At 70.7% G+C, this 16,341-nt stretch carries 19 protein-coding genes; 11 read left to right on the top strand and 8 right to left on the bottom strand.

Annotated features, from left to right (window positions below; translation table 11 throughout):
* Positions 1-34 precede the first annotated feature (34 nt).
* Genes GPJ59_RS04370 through GPJ59_RS04345 form a run of 6 tightly spaced genes read left to right on the top strand, consistent with a single transcriptional unit; the run spans position 35 to position 5,108 of the window.
* On the top strand, positions 35-895 hold the full coding sequence (locus tag GPJ59_RS04370) for a glycosyltransferase family 8 protein (protein ID WP_219665017.1): 861 nt from the start codon (positions 35-37) through the stop codon (positions 893-895).
* The gene (locus GPJ59_RS04365; RefSeq protein WP_219665016.1) at positions 892-1,800 is read left to right on the top strand and encodes an aminoglycoside phosphotransferase family protein; all 909 of its coding nucleotides are present in this window, start codon (positions 892-894) and stop codon (positions 1,798-1,800) included. Before GPJ59_RS04370 ends, GPJ59_RS04365 begins: the two co-directional genes overlap by 4 nt.
* Entirely contained in the window at positions 1,797-2,528 is a 732-nt protein-coding gene (locus GPJ59_RS04360; protein WP_219665015.1) for a glycosyltransferase, read from the top strand. Before GPJ59_RS04365 ends, GPJ59_RS04360 begins: the two co-directional genes overlap by 4 nt.
* Positions 2,525-3,418, top strand: a complete 894-nt coding sequence (locus GPJ59_RS04355; RefSeq protein ID WP_219665014.1) for a PIG-L deacetylase family protein — start codon at positions 2,525-2,527, stop codon at positions 3,416-3,418. Before GPJ59_RS04360 ends, GPJ59_RS04355 begins: the two co-directional genes overlap by 4 nt.
* On the top strand, positions 3,418-4,032 hold the full coding sequence (locus GPJ59_RS04350; protein ID WP_258023849.1) for a hypothetical protein: 615 nt from the start codon (positions 3,418-3,420) through the stop codon (positions 4,030-4,032). The genes GPJ59_RS04355 and GPJ59_RS04350 overlap by 1 nt, the downstream gene beginning before the upstream one ends.
* Positions 4,029-5,108 (top strand): glycosyltransferase, encoded by a 1,080-nt coding sequence (locus tag GPJ59_RS04345; RefSeq protein WP_219665012.1) that lies wholly within the window; start codon positions 4,029-4,031, stop codon positions 5,106-5,108. Before GPJ59_RS04350 ends, GPJ59_RS04345 begins: the two co-directional genes overlap by 4 nt.
* Here the strand turns inward: GPJ59_RS04345 and GPJ59_RS04340 are convergent.
* On the bottom strand, positions 5,105-6,127 hold the full coding sequence (locus tag GPJ59_RS04340; protein ID WP_308120126.1) for a phosphotransferase: 1,023 nt from the start codon (positions 6,125-6,127) through the stop codon (positions 5,105-5,107). The two genes, GPJ59_RS04345 and GPJ59_RS04340, sit on opposite strands and share 4 nt — an antisense overlap.
* A 152-nt stretch (positions 6,128-6,279) precedes the next feature.
* Here GPJ59_RS04340 and GPJ59_RS04335 point away from each other — a divergent pair, with 152 nt between their 5' ends.
* Positions 6,280-7,155: an SMODS domain-containing nucleotidyltransferase gene (locus GPJ59_RS04335; RefSeq protein ID WP_219665011.1), complete on the top strand. Its 876-nt coding sequence runs from the start codon at positions 6,280-6,282 to the stop codon at positions 7,153-7,155.
* On the top strand, positions 7,145-7,708 hold the full coding sequence (locus GPJ59_RS04330) for an SLATT domain-containing protein (protein ID WP_219665010.1): 564 nt from the start codon (positions 7,145-7,147) through the stop codon (positions 7,706-7,708). The genes GPJ59_RS04335 and GPJ59_RS04330 overlap by 11 nt, the downstream gene beginning before the upstream one ends.
* 144 nt (positions 7,709-7,852) lie before the next feature.
* Here GPJ59_RS04330 and GPJ59_RS04325 read toward each other — a convergent pair whose 3' ends face one another.
* Positions 7,853-8,206, bottom strand: coding sequence for a hypothetical protein (locus tag GPJ59_RS04325; protein ID WP_258023848.1), 354 nt, complete (start codon positions 8,204-8,206; stop codon positions 7,853-7,855).
* Between the two features lie 144 nt (positions 8,207-8,350).
* Between GPJ59_RS04325 and GPJ59_RS04320 the strand changes: the two genes are divergently transcribed.
* Together GPJ59_RS04320 and GPJ59_RS04315 are read left to right on the top strand one after the other, a co-directional pair.
* Complete coding sequence (locus GPJ59_RS04320) at positions 8,351-9,730, top strand: hypothetical protein (RefSeq protein ID WP_219665009.1); 1,380 nt, start codon at positions 8,351-8,353, stop codon at positions 9,728-9,730.
* A 376-nt stretch (positions 9,731-10,106) separates the two neighbouring features.
* Entirely contained in the window at positions 10,107-11,066 is a 960-nt protein-coding gene (locus GPJ59_RS04315; protein ID WP_219665008.1) for a phosphorothioated DNA-binding restriction endonuclease, read from the top strand.
* Here the strand turns inward: GPJ59_RS04315 and GPJ59_RS04310 are convergent.
* The 3 genes from GPJ59_RS04310 to GPJ59_RS04300 all read right to left on the bottom strand — a co-directional run bounded on the left by GPJ59_RS04310 (position 11,041) and on the right by GPJ59_RS04300 (position 12,790).
* Entirely contained in the window at positions 11,041-11,469 is a 429-nt protein-coding gene (locus GPJ59_RS04310; RefSeq protein ID WP_219665007.1) for a type II toxin-antitoxin system VapC family toxin, read from the bottom strand. The two genes, GPJ59_RS04315 and GPJ59_RS04310, sit on opposite strands and share 26 nt — an antisense overlap.
* Positions 11,466-11,741 (bottom strand): hypothetical protein, encoded by a 276-nt coding sequence (locus tag GPJ59_RS04305; RefSeq protein ID WP_219665006.1) that lies wholly within the window; start codon positions 11,739-11,741, stop codon positions 11,466-11,468. Before GPJ59_RS04305 ends, GPJ59_RS04310 begins: the two co-directional genes overlap by 4 nt.
* Positions 11,742-12,124: 383 nt before the next feature.
* On the bottom strand, positions 12,125-12,790 hold the full coding sequence (locus GPJ59_RS04300) for an NAD(P)-binding domain-containing protein (protein ID WP_219665005.1): 666 nt from the start codon (positions 12,788-12,790) through the stop codon (positions 12,125-12,127).
* 104 nt (positions 12,791-12,894) lie between these two features.
* On the opposite strand from GPJ59_RS04300, the gene GPJ59_RS04295 reads away from it, so the two are divergent.
* Entirely contained in the window at positions 12,895-13,281 is a 387-nt protein-coding gene (locus tag GPJ59_RS04295; protein ID WP_258023847.1) for a winged helix-turn-helix transcriptional regulator, read from the top strand.
* A gap of 54 nt (positions 13,282-13,335) precedes the next feature.
* Here the strand turns inward: GPJ59_RS04295 and GPJ59_RS37100 are convergent, their stop codons facing one another.
* The 3 genes from GPJ59_RS37100 to GPJ59_RS04285 form a co-directional block, all read right to left on the bottom strand.
* A complete protein-coding gene (locus GPJ59_RS37100) occupies positions 13,336-14,388 on the bottom strand; it encodes an amidase family protein (RefSeq protein ID WP_308120125.1) in 1,053 nt (350 codons plus the stop codon).
* Positions 14,271-14,822 (bottom strand): amidase family protein, encoded by a 552-nt coding sequence (locus GPJ59_RS37095; protein WP_258023846.1) that lies wholly within the window; start codon positions 14,820-14,822, stop codon positions 14,271-14,273. Before GPJ59_RS37095 ends, GPJ59_RS37100 begins: the two co-directional genes overlap by 118 nt.
* Before the next feature lie 218 nt (positions 14,823-15,040).
* Positions 15,041-16,255 (bottom strand): MFS transporter, encoded by a 1,215-nt coding sequence (locus tag GPJ59_RS04285; protein WP_219665004.1) that lies wholly within the window; start codon positions 16,253-16,255, stop codon positions 15,041-15,043.
* Between the last annotated feature and the right edge of the window lie 86 nt (positions 16,256-16,341).

Here is a 16,341-nt window from a genome sequence, read left to right as displayed (position 1 = left end):
GGATCCCGTCGAACCTCGCCCTGGAGGCACCCGCGTGTACGCGATCGGCATGTGCGTCGATGCCCGCTACCTGTTGCCCGCCCTGGTCACGCTCGGCTCGGTCGCCGACCATCTACCGGTGGCCGACCGCCGCGAGAGCGCGGTACGGGTGCTGACCAACGGCCTGTCCCCGGGGCAGGCGGCGGTGGTGGAGTCCTTCGCCCGCCGCTGCGGGTTCGGCTCCTTCGACCTGCGCTGGCAGGCCCCGCCGCGCGAGAGCGTCATGGCGGACACCGCCTACATCTCCGTCGCGACCTACCTGAGGTTCGGGTTCACCCCGGGCTTCCTCGACCGGCCATTCCTGATCTACGTGGACGCCGACGTGCACGTACGCGGCGACATCTCCGCGCCGCTGGCAAGGCTTCCTGAGCACCGCATCGGAGCGGTGCAGGACGAGTTCAACCCGGCCGTCGGCCAGTGCCCGGCCCTGCCCGGCCTCGCCGAACGGTGGCCGCACCTGGTGGGGCGGCCCTACTTCAACGCCGGGATGCTGTGGGCGCCCACGGTGATGCTCGCCCCCATGCGGGCGGGGGTCCAGCGGGCCCTGATCGGCGGCCGGGAGTACATCAAGCACAACGACCAGTGCGCCCTGAACCTGTGGCTGCTGTCCTCCGGTGCCGCCCACCCGGTGGAGCCGGTGTTCAACAGGTTCGAGGTGGACCGGTTCCTCGATCGCGGGGACTGGGTCCGCCGGGTCCTTCGTCGGCCGGTCACCCGCCGCGACGGGCGCGTGGTGCACTTCGTCGGCTCGCAGAAGCCGTGGATGCGCGCGTGCCCCGGCACGGAGGACGTCCGGGTCTACCGGCGGCAGATGCGCCGCACGCTCGCGCACCTGGGCCGGGTGGGTGCCCGGTGACCGGCGGCACGGTTCTGGCGGTGGAGCGGGCCTGTACAGAGCTGGCCGGGTCGACTCCGGCCGAGACGGTCCGGGTCCGTACCGGGCCGAAGACGGCCGTCTACCGGGTCCGGCTGGCCGACGGCCGTCGCGTGGTAGTGAAGCTGTTCGCGGCTGACGTCTCCCACAGCGCGGCCGACGAGGCCCGGCTCCTGGTCGCCGTGACGGAGGCCGGACGGGTGCGAGTACCGGCCGTGATCGGGCACGGCCCCGTCCCCGGGCTGACCGTCTCCGCGCTGATCACCGCCGATGCCGGGACCAGGACCCTCCGCGACGCCGTGCGGGCCGGGCAGATGCCGCGTCCGGCGGCCCTGCTGCGGCTCGCGCTGCTGATGGCCGCGTTCCACGCCATGGAGGCCCCGGTCGGGATTCGCCTGTTCCCGGGGATCGGTCAGCAGGTCAGCGCCCTGGCCGCCCACTGCCCCCGGCAGGTCTTCGTCCGGCTCGCGCCCGCGCTGGAGGTCATCGCGGGTGGGGCCCGCCGGGAACGTCTGGTGTGGTGCCACGGAGACCTCCACCTGGAGAACGTGATCCGCGGAGGTGACCGGCACCTCATCGCCGGCGCAGTTGGCGAGCCTCATCTGCCCGAGTACGTCGTGGACTTCGAGGCCGCGACCGTGGAGGTCCCCGAGTACGACCTCGCCCAGACCCTCGTGACCTGCGACGCCCTGGAACCGTCCGACCGGGTGTTCATGGCCGCCGCCTACGGACGGCCCCTCGACACCCGCCTCCTGGACGCCTACGTGGCCTTCCAGGCCGTACGCGGCTGGACCTACGCCGCCCAACGGGAGGGCCGCGACCGCGAAGCCTGGGCGGCCCGCCTGCACCTTGCCCTGTCCCCGCAACCAGGAAGGACCGTGCTGTGACCGATCCCGATCTGTCGGTGATCATCCCCGCATACAACGAGGCCAAGTACCTGCCCCGCTACCTGCCCACCGTCTTCGCTTCCCTCCGAGCCTGGGAATCCGTCTCCGGCCTGGTCGGAGAGGTAATCGTGGTGGACAACGCCTCCACCGACGAGACCGCGACCGTCGCGAAGGAGCTGGGGGCCAGGGTGGTGTCGGAGCTGGTCCGCAGCATCGGCCTGGTCCGCAACACCGGAGCCCGCGCGGCCGAGGGGCGGATGCTGTTCTTCGTAGACGCCGACGTGGCCCTGCCGCTGGAGGGGATCACGGCCGCCGTCGCCGCGATGGACGCCGGGGCCGTCGGCGGGGCGATCCCGCCGCTCTACACCCCCGCCCGGTTCGCGGCCCGCCTGCTCTGCGCCTACTGGGACTACCACCGCTCCCGCCACGGCGGCGCCCAGGGCGTCAACCAGTTCTGCACCCGGGACGCCTTCAAGGCCGTGCACGGCTACCGCCCCGACTACTTCATGAGCGAGGACATGGAGTTCTTCGCCCGCCTGACCGCATACGGACGCAGCACGGGCGGGCCGGTCGCGGTCCTCGAAGACCTCCGCGTGCGGCCCTCCACCCGCCGCTACGACGCCTGGTCCACGGCCCGGATGCTCTGGTGGCAGAACCCCGTGGTCGTCCGGCTCGGCCTGACCTCGCCCCGCTTCTGGCGCAACTGGTACACCACCACCGTCCGATGATCGGAGAACCCCAGGTGACCCGCCTTCCCCTGCCGGACGCCGACGGCATCTACACCTTCCCCACCGACCTCCTGGCCGCGCACCGGGCACGGATGGACTCCCTGACCGGGGCGAAAGAGATCACGACGCTGACCGCGCCGCTGACCCTCGCGCCGTACTGGATCGAGCCGCGCAAGCCGTCCGGGCGGCCGGTGGTCGTCATCGAACCTCACCACGACGACTTCGTCCTGTCCGCCTCCGGGACCTTCCTCGTCCGTCCCCGGCCGCTGACCGTGGTCACCGTCTTCACCCGCTCCCGCAGCGTCCACCCCTCCCTGGAGAACACCTACAACAGCGTGGAGACGGTCTCCGAACTCCGCGACCGCGAGGCCGCCCAGTCCCTGTTACCCCTGGGGGCCGCCCGGGTCGGGCTCGGGCACAAGGACGCCGAGAAGCCCTACCGGGCACCCGAGCCCGCACAGGTGGACCAGATCACCTCGGAACTCGCGGAGGTGCTCGACGGGATCGCGGACGCCGAGCTGCTCGCCCCGGCCGCCGTCACCCGCCACCCCGACCACCTCGCCGTCCACGAGGCGGCTCGCCGCCTGGGCTGCCGGTGGTTCTGGGAGGACGTCGCCTTCTGGTCCACCTACGGCCTGTCCGGGTGCGACCGGCAGCTGTTCCAGCAGCGGACCGGCGACGTCTTCGACCCGGAGCTGGAGGACATCACCGCCACCGTCCTGGACAAGGTGACCCTGCTGCACATGCACGGATCCCAGATGCACCCCGCGCGGAAGATGTACCGGCCGATCCGCCACGCCCACACCGTCGCCGCCAACCTGCTGCCCGACCCGGACGGCCGTCCGCGCGGCCAGTTCGCCGAGCGCTTCTACCGATTCGGGGGGTCGTGATGATCCTCGGCCTGGAAGGCCCCTCGTACGGGGGCAAGACCTCCGCCCTGGGGCGGCTGCGCCGGGTGCCGGCGATGCAGGACGCGATGTTCTTCTCCTGCTACGTGAAGTCGTTCGCGCGCCGCGAGGACATCCCCACTCCCTCCACCCAGTCGGCCGCCGAGCAGGTCAAAGCGTTCATGACGTTCATGGAGATCGAGGGCGAGCGCGTTCGTGCCGCCCGCCAGCACGGTGGACTGGTGGTCCTGGACCGGACCGTCGACACCCTCCTCGCCCATGCCCACGCCATGGACGAGATCCACGGCTTCGGCGTCCTGCCGGAACTGTCCCAGCGGGTGGAGGAGATGCCGCACCTGCGGCCGGACCACACCCTGTACCTGGACGTGACACCAGAGCTGCTGCACCTGCGGCGCAAGGCCGCCGGACACCACGACGTGGAGCCGGAGTACTTCCTCCACGACCCCGCGTTCCTCTCGCACTTCCGCGACTACTTCTGTAGCCCTGGCCGACGCCCGGCGGCCGGGGAGATAGCCGTAGCCTCCGGGGACGGCGACCGGCAGGAGACGGCCGCGGTCGTGCAGGCCCTCTTCACGTACTGGGCGGGTGGCCGGTGAGCGGACCGACGGTGGTGTTCGCGTGGCGGCGGACCCCGCCACCGCTGCTGATCGGCGGCGCGGAGGTCTCCCAGCAGCTCCTGGCGGAAGAGTTCGTCCGGGCCGGGTGGCGGGTCGTCTATCTCGGCAGCCACGAGGCTCCCTGGAACGGGTCCGCGCAGATCGGGCACCTGCGTGCCCACCTCCTCGCCTACGGCACTCAGTGGGAGGAAGCCGGCGGGGAAGTCCGTTACCGGTGGAACGGCGTCTCGTGCCGGGCCGTGCCGCAGGATCGACTGGAGAAGACCCTGTGGGAAGTCCTAAGCGAAGTACGACCAGAGTTGGTGGTGACGTCACAGGAAGGGGCCGCCGACATCGCCGCCCTCGCGCGCCGCACGTCCAGGGTGGCCGGGTGGCTGCACTCCGTCTCCGCCAACAGCCACGGGGTCCTGCACGGTGGGCCACACGTCGCCCTCGCCACGTCGAAGTTTGTCGCCGGACGGGCGCAGACCCCGGCCCGGACAAAAACCGTGGTCTTCTATCCACCCTTCGCCCCCGCGGAGAGTGACCTGACCCTCCCCACCAGCCTCGCCGGGCTCGATCACGCTCCGGGGGGTGTGCTGATGGTCAACCCCATCCCTGCCAAGGGATCGGTCCTCCTTCACCAGCTGATCCACCGGCTCCCCGGCCGCCGGTTCACCCTCGTCGAAGGGTGGTGGGACACCGCCCGGGAGTTCACCGGATACCCGAACGTCCGCTGGGTGCCGCGCACCTACGCCATGGGCTCCTTGTACGCCGGAAGCGACCTGCTGCTGGTTCCCTCACAGGTCGAGGACGCGTTCCCCAGGGTGATCGTGGAGGCCGGGCTCCACGGCGTCGCCACGGTCGGCTCGTCCCGGGGCGGCATTCCCGAGGCTATCGGGGACGGTGGAGTGATCCTCCACCCGGACGACGCGGACGCCTGGGTGAAGGCCATCGAGTCCGCCGACCGGACCGGCCTCGGCGCGAAGGCCCGCACAGGGGCGGTGCCGCTGGTCCGGCCGTGCCTGCCCGAGCTGGCTGCCGCCGGGCTGATCCCGGCGGCAGCCGCTGGCTAGCGGGCCGCGTAGGCGGCCTGGACCTCGTCGGCGCGGTCGGTCCACCAGTTCAGTAGTGCCTCGTCCGTCAGGAACATCACGCCGAAGGTGGGGTCCTGGCGGTCGAGGTAGAACTCCAGCTGCCAGAAATCGGTCAGCCGCTTCCACCACAACCGCTTCACGGCATCGGCGAGGTCCCCCTCGGACAGATCGATCACGGACCGGTAGCCGGCGCAGAAGGCGGCGATGCGATCGAGGTCGAAGACGCCACCCACCCCGAACTGCACCTGCGCGGTCCGCGCGACCTCCTCCCCGTACGGGCGGACACCCAGCCGGTCCCAGTCCAGGACCGCCACCACCCGGCCGCTCTGCCGCAGCAGGTTGCGGTACTGGAAGTCGCCGTGCGTCCACCCGTAGGGCCCAGCCGGCACCTCACCCTCCGGTGGGGCATCGGCGTACCGCACGAGGAGGCCACGCCGGTGGTGAAGGGCCTCGGCGGCCGCCTTGTCGAGGTCGGTCACCGGATCGGCCGGAAGGCGACCCAGAAGGGCGGCGGCTGCCCGGTCCGCCTCGGCCACATCGCGGACCTTCGCAGCTGGCGCCTGCTCCGGGACCGGGCCGGGGCCGTGCCGGCGCAAGCCCTCGTGTAGGCGGGCCAGGAGAGCTCCGAGATCACGAACTTGGTCGAGCGGGAGGTCTGTCCCTTGAACGTGCTCGCCGTCCACCCATGGCAGGACGCAGTAGCCGTGACCGCCGACCTCGACCACGAGATCCCCGCCATCAGCCAGCAGCGGCGCCGGGACCGGGATCCTCTCGAGAGCCAGATCCACCAGGACCCCGAGGTTCCTGCGTACCTTCGGCAGAGGAACGTCGGTGACCTCTTTCAGGGCGTACGTCCCGGCAGCCGTCTCCAGCCGCCAGTTCCGGTTCATCAGGCCATGGGCAAGGAACTGCCGATCGCGGATCTCGCCCAGCCCGAACGCACGGGACAGGGTCGGGAGAGCCGCCAGAAGATCGTCTTCTCGGGTCACATCCGTCACCCCAGCACGGTACGCCCACCCCGAGTCCCGCACCGTCAGTACCTCGCAGGCGGACCGCAGGTCTCCGTGGACGGATGGGTCTAGATCCCGAGACCCGCCATTGTCGGTGGCAGCCCCTAAGCTCACCCCTCCAGCACGAGCAAGGGGGGCACTTGAGCACAGCGAGCAGGTTCAACACCTTCCTGAAGAACATCAAGGCGAAGGAAGAGCACCACACGGACGCTCTGACCAGCGTCAACGCCATCGCCCGCAAACTGCACGGGCACTACAGCAACGCCCAGTACACGGACGACTGGCGGATGATCGTCGGTTCGTACGGGAAGGGCACGGCGATCAGCCCGCCGCGAGACGTCGACCTGCTGTTCTTCCTGCCCGCACACGAACACACCCGCTACACCGGGTACAGGCACAACGGGCAGTCAGCCCTCCTGCAGGAGATCAAGGGGCTGCTCCTCGGTCGCTACCCACGTACCGAGATCCGAGGCGACGGCCAGGTCGTGGTCGTCGAGTTCTCCACCAGGCACAGGGTGGAAGTTCTGCCCGGATGGCGCCGGCAGGGCGGCGGGATGATCGTGCCCAACACCCACAACGGGGGAAGCTGGCAGCATGTTGATCACCACGCTGAGATCGCTCACATCGCTGAATCAGACGCCCGGACCAACGGCAACACCCGCAGCCTCATCCAGATGATGAAGGTCTGGCAGGACTGTTGCTCTGTACCCATCAAGTCACTCGTCTTGGAGCTGGAAAGCGTCGCATTCCTGCAGACATGGGCCTACGCCCGCGAGTCCACGGTCTACTACGACTGGATGGTCCGCGACTTCTTTGCCGAACTGACCAAGAAGGCCAACCATTCCCGGCTGATCCCTGGCACCAGTGAGTTCAAGCACTACGGTGACGCCTGGCTCAGCAGGGCGACCAGCGCACACGCCCGAGCAGTCAAGGCATGCCAGCTCGAATCCGAGAATCGGCACATCGAGGCCGCACTGGAGTGGCGCAAGATCTTCGGGGAGCAGTATGAGTTCTAGCCAGGGCACCGGGCACACGGCGAACGTACAGGCGATCCGGGAAGCCTTCGGCCGCGTCGTCTACTCACACAAGGCCCACGAAAAGGCCCGTGAGCTTGAAGCCGCCAAAGCGGATAAGGCCAAGTGGGTCAACATCACCCTCGTGACGCTGACGTCCGGGACGCTGCTCGCCTCGGTGATCACGAACAAGCAGCTTCTTCTCTACATCAGTAGTGGAGCCTCCGCCCTGGCCCTGGCCTTCACCATCTTCCAGCTGAGCTTCACTCCGGAGAAAGCCGCCGAGCAGCACCGTGCCGCCGCCAAGGAGCTCTGGTACATCCGGGAGCTGTATCTGCACCTGCTCACCGACATACAGACCGACCCGCACTCCGTGGACATACCTCGCCGCAGAGACGAGCTACTCGAGAAGCTAAACCACGTTTACCGGCTGGCACCGGACACGTCGAGTAGCGCCTACCGTGCTGCGCAGCGAGCCCTGCAGATCGACGAGGACATGACGTTCAGCAGCTCAGAGATCGACCGTTTCCTCCCGGAAGCGCTTCGCGCCTCCTGATGTCCGTCACAGGTTCTGTCGCGGGTGGGAGCACGAGGCCGCCCTCCACGGCTTGCCCCTGACGTGGCGTCATGATGAAACCGGGTTCGGCCCGCACTTGTCGCCGGGCTGCGGACCGAACCCGGCTTCATGCCGTGCGGGCTCCTACTCGGTGCATCCGCGTTGGGGGGCGTGTTTCCGGGGCTTCCGCGAGGCGGGCACCTTGCGCTGCTCGGTACGCTGGGAGCGTCGGTCGCGGTACCGCATAGCGGCCAGCCACAGGTCCCGTTTGTGCTCGGAGTCCGACGGCATAAGCACCAACGCGGTGAGGATGCCGAAGGCCGCGGTGATGGTGAGGACGACGGCAACGGCCACCGCCCACCATGGGGCCCCCACAAAGGCGAGCGCACCGATGGCGCCTCCGCCGCCGAGGACGGTCCCGCCCAGCATCCGCCGGCCGTTCGGACCGGGCGGGGACGGCGTGGGGGAGGCGGCCGGCTGCTGAAGCGGTGAGCTCATCGAGCCGCCTCCTTGTTGCGTGCCCTGCGGGCCTTGAGGGCCGGCTCCTTGCGGGCTTCCTCCTCGCGGCCGCGGGCCCACTCGTGCGATTGCCCTCGCATGAGACTTGGGTTTGCATTCTCCATGCCCTCATATACTGCCCGTATGGGACATTGGTCTGAGAGTCTTGTCGACGAGGCCATGAAGCTGATCGGCGGTAGCCCAGACCGCCAGGTACTGACGGACATGCTCGTCCACGCCGGCCGCGAGATTGATGTTCTCTCGGGCCGCAGCTTCCAGCCGCTGCGCCGAGCGACCTCAGTCATAGAGCCCAACGGCTTGCCCTTCGTAGACATCCCAGACATGCAGGTCGGCTCGATGGAGCCAGGGGCGGATGCGTGGGAGGTCCCTGACCCGGTGAACGGCGAGATTGCGAACGTCCTGCAGGTCTCGCCCTTGGCTAGCCCTGTCCCCAGTGCCGCGCGTGCGGCTGACGCACTCTGGATTGCTGGCCAACTCGCCGCCGGAGCATCGCAGACGGGGCGCCTGTCGGCGGAGCATGTCCTCCATTGGCTGGGCACTTCCGTGGACCACGAGCAGAGAAAAGATCTCTTTGGCCGCATCATGGACCCTGCCGTTCGCTTTTACGTCCCGATCCTCGGGGTCGTTGTCGACGGATGGTGGATCCAAATCGCCCGGCGTCTCGTTTGGGTGACGAACGAGACCGAGGACGACGGACGGCTCTACGAGCTGCTGCTGGACAAGGCGAATAGCAGCGGACAGGTCCCGCCGCTGGCAGCCACCGAGGCCATCCTCGTCGTGGTCCCAATGACGCGGCACCCCGCAGACTGGGCATTCACAGCACGCATCTGGACCGAGCAGGTTCAGCGTCCTGTCGATCGCCCGTGGAGGAGGCTTGCGAAGGCTATCCATGGCCACGGCATACCGACCATCACCCTCGACCCCGTCTCGACCTCTCACGAGATCGCGTGCCAGGTGGTCTTGAAGGCCTACTGGCACGGCTACATCAGGGGCGACGAGCCGGCGCTGACGAACGCCGTCGCGATGGCGTACCCACGGCAGGTCGATCGCATCCAGCGTGAGACCCGCGCCCCAGACAGAGCTGCTGCGGCCGCAACACTCCTAGAACAACTGATCCACCCCGGCTTCGATCCGGCGCAGGGCGCGGAGGCGACTCGTCGGTACGTGCGCCGGAAGGCGAGCATCGCGGTCATGCAATACCGGAAGAGCGAGGCGCCGGACCGGTACCCGTGGACACAAGTCGGCATCAGCGAACGTCGCTACTACAAACTCCTGCCGCTGTTCGCTCAGAGGGTCAACGGCCGCTATGAGTACGACTACGACGACGTGGTGGCACGTATGAAGGCCCACCTGAACCTCGTAGACAAGGCGCGCGAAGTGCGAGCACTCGCCCGTGAAGTCCTCCGGTCACACGGCTTCAGCGACGAGGCCGCACGCAAATGGCTACAGCGACATCCAGCTGAGGAGGCCGCCAACGCCTGGCCGCGTGGTCGCCGCCCGTAGTACCGACTATGCGGAGTCCTGGTTGCAGTTCTGGTTGCATTCACCCCTGTCCAGGGTCGTTCGCCAGGTGGAAGCCGCTCTGCTGCACCGCAGGTCAGGACGGGTACGACCCCCGCCGGACGGGCGTACGAACATTTGGAAAGCGTGTTGGGGGCAACCCCTCACGAGTTCGAATCTCGTATCCTCCGCAGCCGCCTGATCAGGCGAAACGAAGGCCCCGACCGCAATGCGGTCGGGGCCTTCGTCGTGCGCCCAGTCTCAGCTTTGGTCTCATTTACTTCGGGCATTCACCTACAAATCATCCACAACCATGCCGGTAAGGCCTCAGACACAAGTGCGTGCACGTCCGGATCGGCGGTCACTACGATCGCCGGTCATGGACTGGCTGGAGCGGACCGCGACACTGCGGCAGTGGACCAAGGGCGGGGCTCGCGCTCCCCACAAGCCGCTGCTCTTCCTGTACGCCCTCAGCCGGTTTCAACAGGATGCCGACGGCGAGCTGATCTACAGCGCGGTGGAAGAGGAGCTGAAGCGGCTGCTGGCCGAGTACGGTCCGCCCAACAAGACGACGCCCGCCTACCCCTTCCATCATCTGGCCAGCGACGGAGTCTGGGAAGTGCGCACCCATGACGGACTCGGCAGTCCTGGCAGCGGGGTGCGCGAGCTGCGGGCGACCGGGGCTGCGGGGCGGCTGGCGCCAGAGCTGCGGACGGCACTGCGGCGGGAGCCGTCGCTGCTAGGCCGGATGGCGCGCGTACTGCTCGACCTGCACTTCCCACCCTCCCTGCACGGCGAACTGTGCGAAGCGATCGGACTGGAGCTGGAGCCAGCGGAGACCGGCCGGCCGTCGTCAGCGCGGCGGTCGAGGGACCGGCGGATGCGGGAGCTGGTGCTGACGGCTTACGAGTACCAGTGCGCCTTCTGCGGTTACGACGGCCGGATCGGGGCGGTGCCGGTCGGACTGGAGGCCGCGCACGTGCGCTGGTGGGCGTTCGGCGGCCCGGATGACGTCGACAACGGCCTTTGTCTGTGCTCACTGCACCACAAGCTCTTCGACAAGGGCGTCCTCGGTGTGGGTGACGGCCACCGCATCCTCGTCTCACAGCGCTTCGTCGGGCACAGCCCCGCGGCCCGCGAGCACGTCATAGCTCTCGCAGGCCGCCCTCTCATCGGCCCACAGCCGGGCGTCCACCCGGTGGCGACGCACCACCGCTCTTGGCACACCAGCCAGGTGTTCCACGGCACCCCGCGCCCTGGCTCGGATCTTCCCCGAGCCAGACCGAAAGAGGCCTCGCACACCCGTTCTCAGCTCAGCCCGCGTACTCCCACGGGTTGAGCAAGAGCGCGCCGGTCCGGGCCAGGTGCTTGACGTTCCGGCTCACCAGAGTCCACCCGTTCGCCAAGGCGGTGGCGGCGATCAGTGCATCCGGTGGATCGATGCTGGTCCCGGCGCTCTTCAGCTTCCGATGAAGGGCAAGGTAGGCAAGGGCCTCCCGTTCTCCGATGACCGCGATCCGGTCGCTGTAGTCATCGCGGATGTCGTCGAGCGCCCGCTCGAAAGCCGCACGCCGCACCAGGTCCGGTGTCTCCGCGATGCCCGCCTCGATCTCCGCGATCGTGATGACACTCAGGTAGACACCGGTGGCCGGGACCGAACGGGCCCAGGCGACAACAGCCGGAGCGGGCTTCGGCCGAGTAGTGATCTCGGCGACCACGTTGGTGTCGAGAAGATGGATCACTCGCCACCCGCCGCGTCATCGTACGAGCGCTGCCCGAACTCCAGACCCTCGAACGGGGCTGACGTAAGCCGCTCAAGAAACCCGTCACTGCCGAGGGTGGCCCAGCGGTGAAGCATCTCCGGCAGTGCGTCGATGTCGGTATCGGCGAGTTCGGCGTCGAAATGCCCGAGCTGGTACTCAGGCAAGGACTCCCGGATCTCCCGGATGGTGCGCAGCGGATGCGGGTCTTCGGGCCGACGGGGTGGGAGCGGGAGGTTCGGGGCAGTACTCATGATCGGTTCCTCCACGAAACGGTCCGCGGGCCCATACCTGAGGACAGCCTAGGCTGGCCGACCGTCCCGCAGGCTGGATCCCGCCGAACCCAGGCTGCCTGGTCTCAGCTCTGGTCTCATTCACCCCCGTCCGGGGCTGTTCGGGCGGGGCCGGTCTGAACGCTCCGCCGCAGGTCAGGACTACTACGACCCCCGCCGGACCCCCGTACGAACATTTGGAAAGTGTGTTGGGGGCAACCCCTCACGAGTTCGAATCTCGTATCCTCCGCCACGGCTGACCAGCCGAAACGAAGGACCCGACCGCCCAGCGGCCGGGACCTTCGTCGTATGTCGGCCCGGCGGAGGGTGGCGTCCGGCCGCAGCAGGTGGCAGGTGGGCTGCGGCTACGGCTCGTCGTCGGTCGCGCCCGGGGCGAGGGCGGGGGCGGGGAAGGCGTGCCGGGCCTCTGCTCCGGACCACCAGATACCGACCGCGAAGACTGCCGCCGCTTCGAGCAGCGCCGCGCGGTCCAGGCCTCCGCAGGCCAGCGGGGCGCGACCCATCGATGTGATCAGCTCGGCCACCAGCTCGGCGGCGAGCGGGCTGTCCGTGCAGAAGGGCACCGCCAGCGGCGCCCCTTCGAAGGCCGGCCCGGGCAGGGTCCAGATGCTCTCGTGGCAGATGCCGAACACCTTGGCGATCCGCGCGTCGGGGGCGGCGGCCGCCATCCGGGCGGCGACCGAGTCCGTACCGCCCGTCGTGGTCAGCGCCGGTCCGCCGGCTCCGGGAGCCATCGGCACCGTGCAGTCGAGCACGGTACGGCCGGCCAGGGCCGGGGCCAGTTCCGCGGCCAGCGCCGGCGCGATGTCGGCGGGTACGGCGACGAGCACCGCCTCGCCGTACCGCGCCGCTTCGGCGAGGCTGCCGTGCCCGGCGGCCCCGGCGCCGGCCGCCGACCTGGCGGCGGCCGCGGCGTCCCGCCCGCCGACCAGGACCTGGTGCCCGGCCCGTACCCATGCCCCGCCCAGCGCCGCCGCCATGGCGCCCGTACCGAGAATGCCTATGCGCATCGCCTTGCTCCTGTTCACGTCGTGGTGCGGATGCCGTGCTCCGACGGACGCTAGGAGGGCCGATGGACACCACGTGGTAGGCATCGACGGGACAGGATGTCCCCATGGAACAGCCGGACGACGACGTGGCCGACATGGCGGGGGACGTGTTCGCGGCGGACTGCCGGGCCCGGATCGCCTTCGAGGTGCTGGCCAACCGCTGGGACAGCGTGGTGGTCTTCGTCCTCGGCGAGAGCGGCCCGATGCGGCCGCGGGCCATGCTGGACCGGATCGGGGGGATCAGCCCCAAGGTGCTCAACCAGGCACTGCGCCGGCTCGAGTACAACGGCCTGGTGGAACGCCGCCGTTACGCCGAGGCGCCGCCCCGCGTCGACTACACCCTCACCGAGGCCGGCAGCGCGCTGATCGGCCCGATCCGCGCGATGGGCGCCTGGGCGGCGGTCCACGGGGACGCCGTCATATCGGCCCAGGACCGCTTCGGCCGACCGTAGGCCGGGGAGCCCCGGCAGCGGCGGCGGGAGCCCCGGCAGCGGCGGCCGGCCTGCTCAGTGCTCCGCGAAGGCCCCGGTGAGCAGGGTTGCCAGGCGGGTCAGGGTGCGGTCCGCGTACGGGGGGCCGATGAGCTGGATGCCCAGGGGCAGGCCGTCCGGGGTCCGGGTCAGGGGGACCGTGGCCGCCGGGAGGCCGGCGAGGCCGGCGAGGCCCAGCCAGGTCGTCTGCTGCCAGTAGCTGCGGCGTACGCCGTCCACGGTGATGTGGCGTTCGGCGACGGGTACGCCCGTCAGGTCGGGCCCGGCGGCCGTCGGCGCGGCCGGGGTGACGAGGACGTCGAGGCCGGCGAAGTACGCGGTCCAGCGCTCGCGCAGCCGCCGCCTCTCCTCGGCGGCGAGCAGCCAGGCGCGGTGCCGCATCGTGCGGGCCCGCAGGTACGGCGCGGCCGGCGAGGCGGTGTCGTCCGGCAGGGCGGCGGCCGCCTCGACCTCGGCGGCGAACGCCTCCTCGCCGGCGCCGGCCGAGCCGCCCGCGAACATCAGGGACTGGAAGAGCCGGTCGGACTCGGCCATGCCGACCGGGCGGGTCGCGGCGTCGACGGCGCAGCCGGCGGCGTGCAGGACCCCGGCGACCTGCTCCAGCAGGGCGCGGGTGGCCTCGTCCACCGGGCAGTACGGGTCGTCCGCCCACAGGCCGATCCGGTGGTCGCCGAGCCGCTCGTGCCGCGGTGCCGGCAGCTCCAGCCGCCACGCCGCGGCCTCCTCGGGCGCCGGGCCGGCCAGGACGCCGAGCGCGAGGTCGAGGTCGGCGGGGCTGCGGCCGAGCGGGCCGAGGGCGAGCATGTCCGAGGTGGTGAGCCAGCCGGGCGGGCGGGGGAGGTGCCCGCGGTTCGGCACGGTGCCGTACGTGGTGCGCAGGCTGTGGACCCCGCAGTAGTGGGCGGGCAGCCGCAGGGAGCCGCCCAGGTCGCTGCCGAGGTCGAGCGGGCTCAGGCAGCGGCGACCGCTACGGCCGAGCCGCCGGAGGACCCGCCGGCCGTCCGCCGGGAGTCGTGCGGGTTGGGGGTGGTGCCGAACAGCTCGTTGGAGGTCTGGAGGTCCTGGCACATCGGCGGGGTGTTGGTCTTGCCGAGGACCACCGCGCCCGCCGCCCTGAGCCGGGCCACGGCGTCCGCGTCCCGCTGCGGGACGTGCCCGGCGAGGTCGCGCGCCCCGCACGTCGTGCGCAGTCCCGCGGTCTCCAGCGCGTCCTTGACGGTCACGGGCAGTCCGAGCAGGGCGGCCCCGCCTCCCTGGCCCCGGCCCCCGCCCCGGCCCCGGCCTCCGCCCCGGCTCCGGGCCCGCAGGTCGTCGGCCGCCGCGGCCGCGGCCAGGGCGCCTTCCGGGTCGGGGGTGACCACCGCGTTGTACTCCGGGTGCGCCGCGACGCGCTCCAGGTGCAGGGAGACCAGTTCCCGGCTGGAGACCTCCTTCCGGTCCAGGGCGGCCAGCTGTTCGACGGCGGGGCGGCGGATCATGTCCACGAAGCGGTGGTTCCTCATCTCTCTGGCGATCTGGCGGTCTGACGATCTGACGGTACCGAGCGGTGCCGCTCCGGCGGGGCGCGGTGCCGTGCCGTGCCGTGCCGTGCCGTGCCGGAACGACACACCCCCCATCCTCCGGCGCGCACCCGGCCGACGTGCCGCGGATGACCGGCAGGAACCTGCCATCAGCGGCGGACGGGCCTCGGGCGGGGCGCCGGCCGAGCCGCCGGGACGCGTCACGCCGCCAGCGCGTGCGCCGTGCGGCGGGCGACCCGGGTGGTCAGGGCGAGGATGACGGCCGCGCTCAGGGCGCCGGCCAGGAGGGCCGTCCACCACAGGACCGCGGGGCCGAGTCCGGTGTAGAGGGTCACGCCCAGGGTGAGGGCGGCGAACCGGGCCAGGCCCCAGGTCCAGCTGAAGGCGCCCTGGTAGCGGCCGCGGGCGTACGGCGGGGCCAGGTTGGCGATCACCGCGGCCGCGATGCCCGCCACCACGACCTCGCCCAGGGACCAGACCACGACCGAGAACGCGTACCCGGCCACGCTGTCCGCCACGCCGGTCAGGGCCACGCCCGCGGCGATCAGCAGGCTGCCCGCGCTCTGTACGGGGAGCTGCGGCAGGTGGGCGAGCCGGGCCGTGGCGAGGGGCTGGAGGGCCACGACCAGGACCGCGTTGACCGCCGCCATCGCGCCGTAGACGGCCGGGGAGAGCCCGCTGTCGTGGACGGCGAGCGGCAGGGCGACCTCGGTGAGGGAGTAGACGAAGAGCTGGATGCCGAAGAGCGGGAGGAGGGCGAGGACCAGGCGGTCCCGGAACACCACGCCGTAGCCGGTGCCGGCCCCACGGCCCACGCCGACTGCCCCGGCCCCCGCCGGCTCCGGGGCGGTGCGCGCGGGCTCGGTGAGCCGGGTCGCCACCACGGCGGCGTAGACCAGCATGGTCGTCGCGTCGACGGCGAAGAGCAGCCAGTAGCCGTGCGCGGCCAGGAAGCCGCCGAGTACGCCGGCCACCGCCGTGCCGATGTTGACGCCCCAGCCGAGCAGCGCGTACGCCCGCTGCCGCCGCTGCGCGTCCACGGTGTCGGCCAGCAGCGCGTACGCGGCCGGCGGGACGACCGCGCCGGCCGCGCTGACCAGCAGCGCAGCCGCGGCCATCGTCGCCACGCCCGGCGCCGCGAACAGCGCGCCCTGGGCGGCGGCCGAGCCGAGGAGGCCCAGCAGCATGGTCGGGCGGCGGCCGATCCGGTCGGCGAGCAGCCCGCCGAGCGCGGGGCCGATCAGGTTGCCCGCGCCGAGGGCGCCGAGCACGTACGAGGTCTGCGTCCCGGTGACCCCGCGGTGCGCGAGGAAGAACACCAGGAACGGCGTGACCAGGAAGCCGAGCCGGTTGATGATCGTGCCGGCGAAGACGGTCCAGACGGTGGGCGGCAGTCCGCGGAAGGTCGTGAGCATGGCACGAGCCTGTGGCGCGGGGCCTCGTGCCGCTGAATGATTAAGCCTAGACCGAATCCGACGGGACGCGGGGCACGGGCCGACCG

It is taken from the genome of Streptomyces bambusae (genome assembly GCF_019400985.1).
Classification (GTDB): domain Bacteria; phylum Actinomycetota; class Actinomycetes; order Streptomycetales; family Streptomycetaceae; genus Streptomyces; species Streptomyces bambusae_A.
The sequence above is the reverse complement of the archived record's forward strand: the minus strand, read 5'-3'. Positions and strand labels throughout refer to the sequence as shown.

What these genes read in the sequence shown, in the direction of transcription:
- GPJ59_RS04350 (WP_258023849.1), top strand. Translation starts at nt 3,418, where the DNA reads ATGATCCTCGGCCTGGAAGGCCCCTCGTACGGGGGCAAGACCTCCGCC.
- GPJ59_RS04330 (WP_219665010.1), top strand. Translation starts at nt 7,145, where the DNA reads ATGAGTTCTAGCCAGGGCACCGGGCACACGGCGAACGTACAGGCGATC.
- GPJ59_RS04305 (WP_219665006.1), bottom strand. Translation starts at nt 11,741, where the DNA reads ATGAGTACTGCCCCGAACCTCCCGCTCCCACCCCGTCGGCCCGAAGAC.
- GPJ59_RS04295 (WP_258023847.1), top strand. Translation starts at nt 12,895, where the DNA reads ATGGAACAGCCGGACGACGACGTGGCCGACATGGCGGGGGACGTGTTC.
- GPJ59_RS04355 (WP_219665014.1), top strand. Translation starts at nt 2,525, where the DNA reads ATGATCGGAGAACCCCAGGTGACCCGCCTTCCCCTGCCGGACGCCGAC.
- GPJ59_RS04320 (WP_219665009.1), top strand. Translation starts at nt 8,351, where the DNA reads ATGGGACATTGGTCTGAGAGTCTTGTCGACGAGGCCATGAAGCTGATC.
- GPJ59_RS37095 (WP_258023846.1), bottom strand. Translation starts at nt 14,822, where the DNA reads ATGAGGAACCACCGCTTCGTGGACATGATCCGCCGCCCCGCCGTCGAA.
- GPJ59_RS04315 (WP_219665008.1), top strand. Translation starts at nt 10,107, where the DNA reads ATGGACTGGCTGGAGCGGACCGCGACACTGCGGCAGTGGACCAAGGGC.
- GPJ59_RS04285 (WP_219665004.1), bottom strand. Translation starts at nt 16,255, where the DNA reads ATGCTCACGACCTTCCGCGGACTGCCGCCCACCGTCTGGACCGTCTTC.
- GPJ59_RS04300 (WP_219665005.1), bottom strand. Translation starts at nt 12,790, where the DNA reads ATGCGCATAGGCATTCTCGGTACGGGCGCCATGGCGGCGGCGCTGGGC.
- GPJ59_RS04325 (WP_258023848.1), bottom strand. Translation starts at nt 8,206, where the DNA reads ATGAGCTCACCGCTTCAGCAGCCGGCCGCCTCCCCCACGCCGTCCCCG.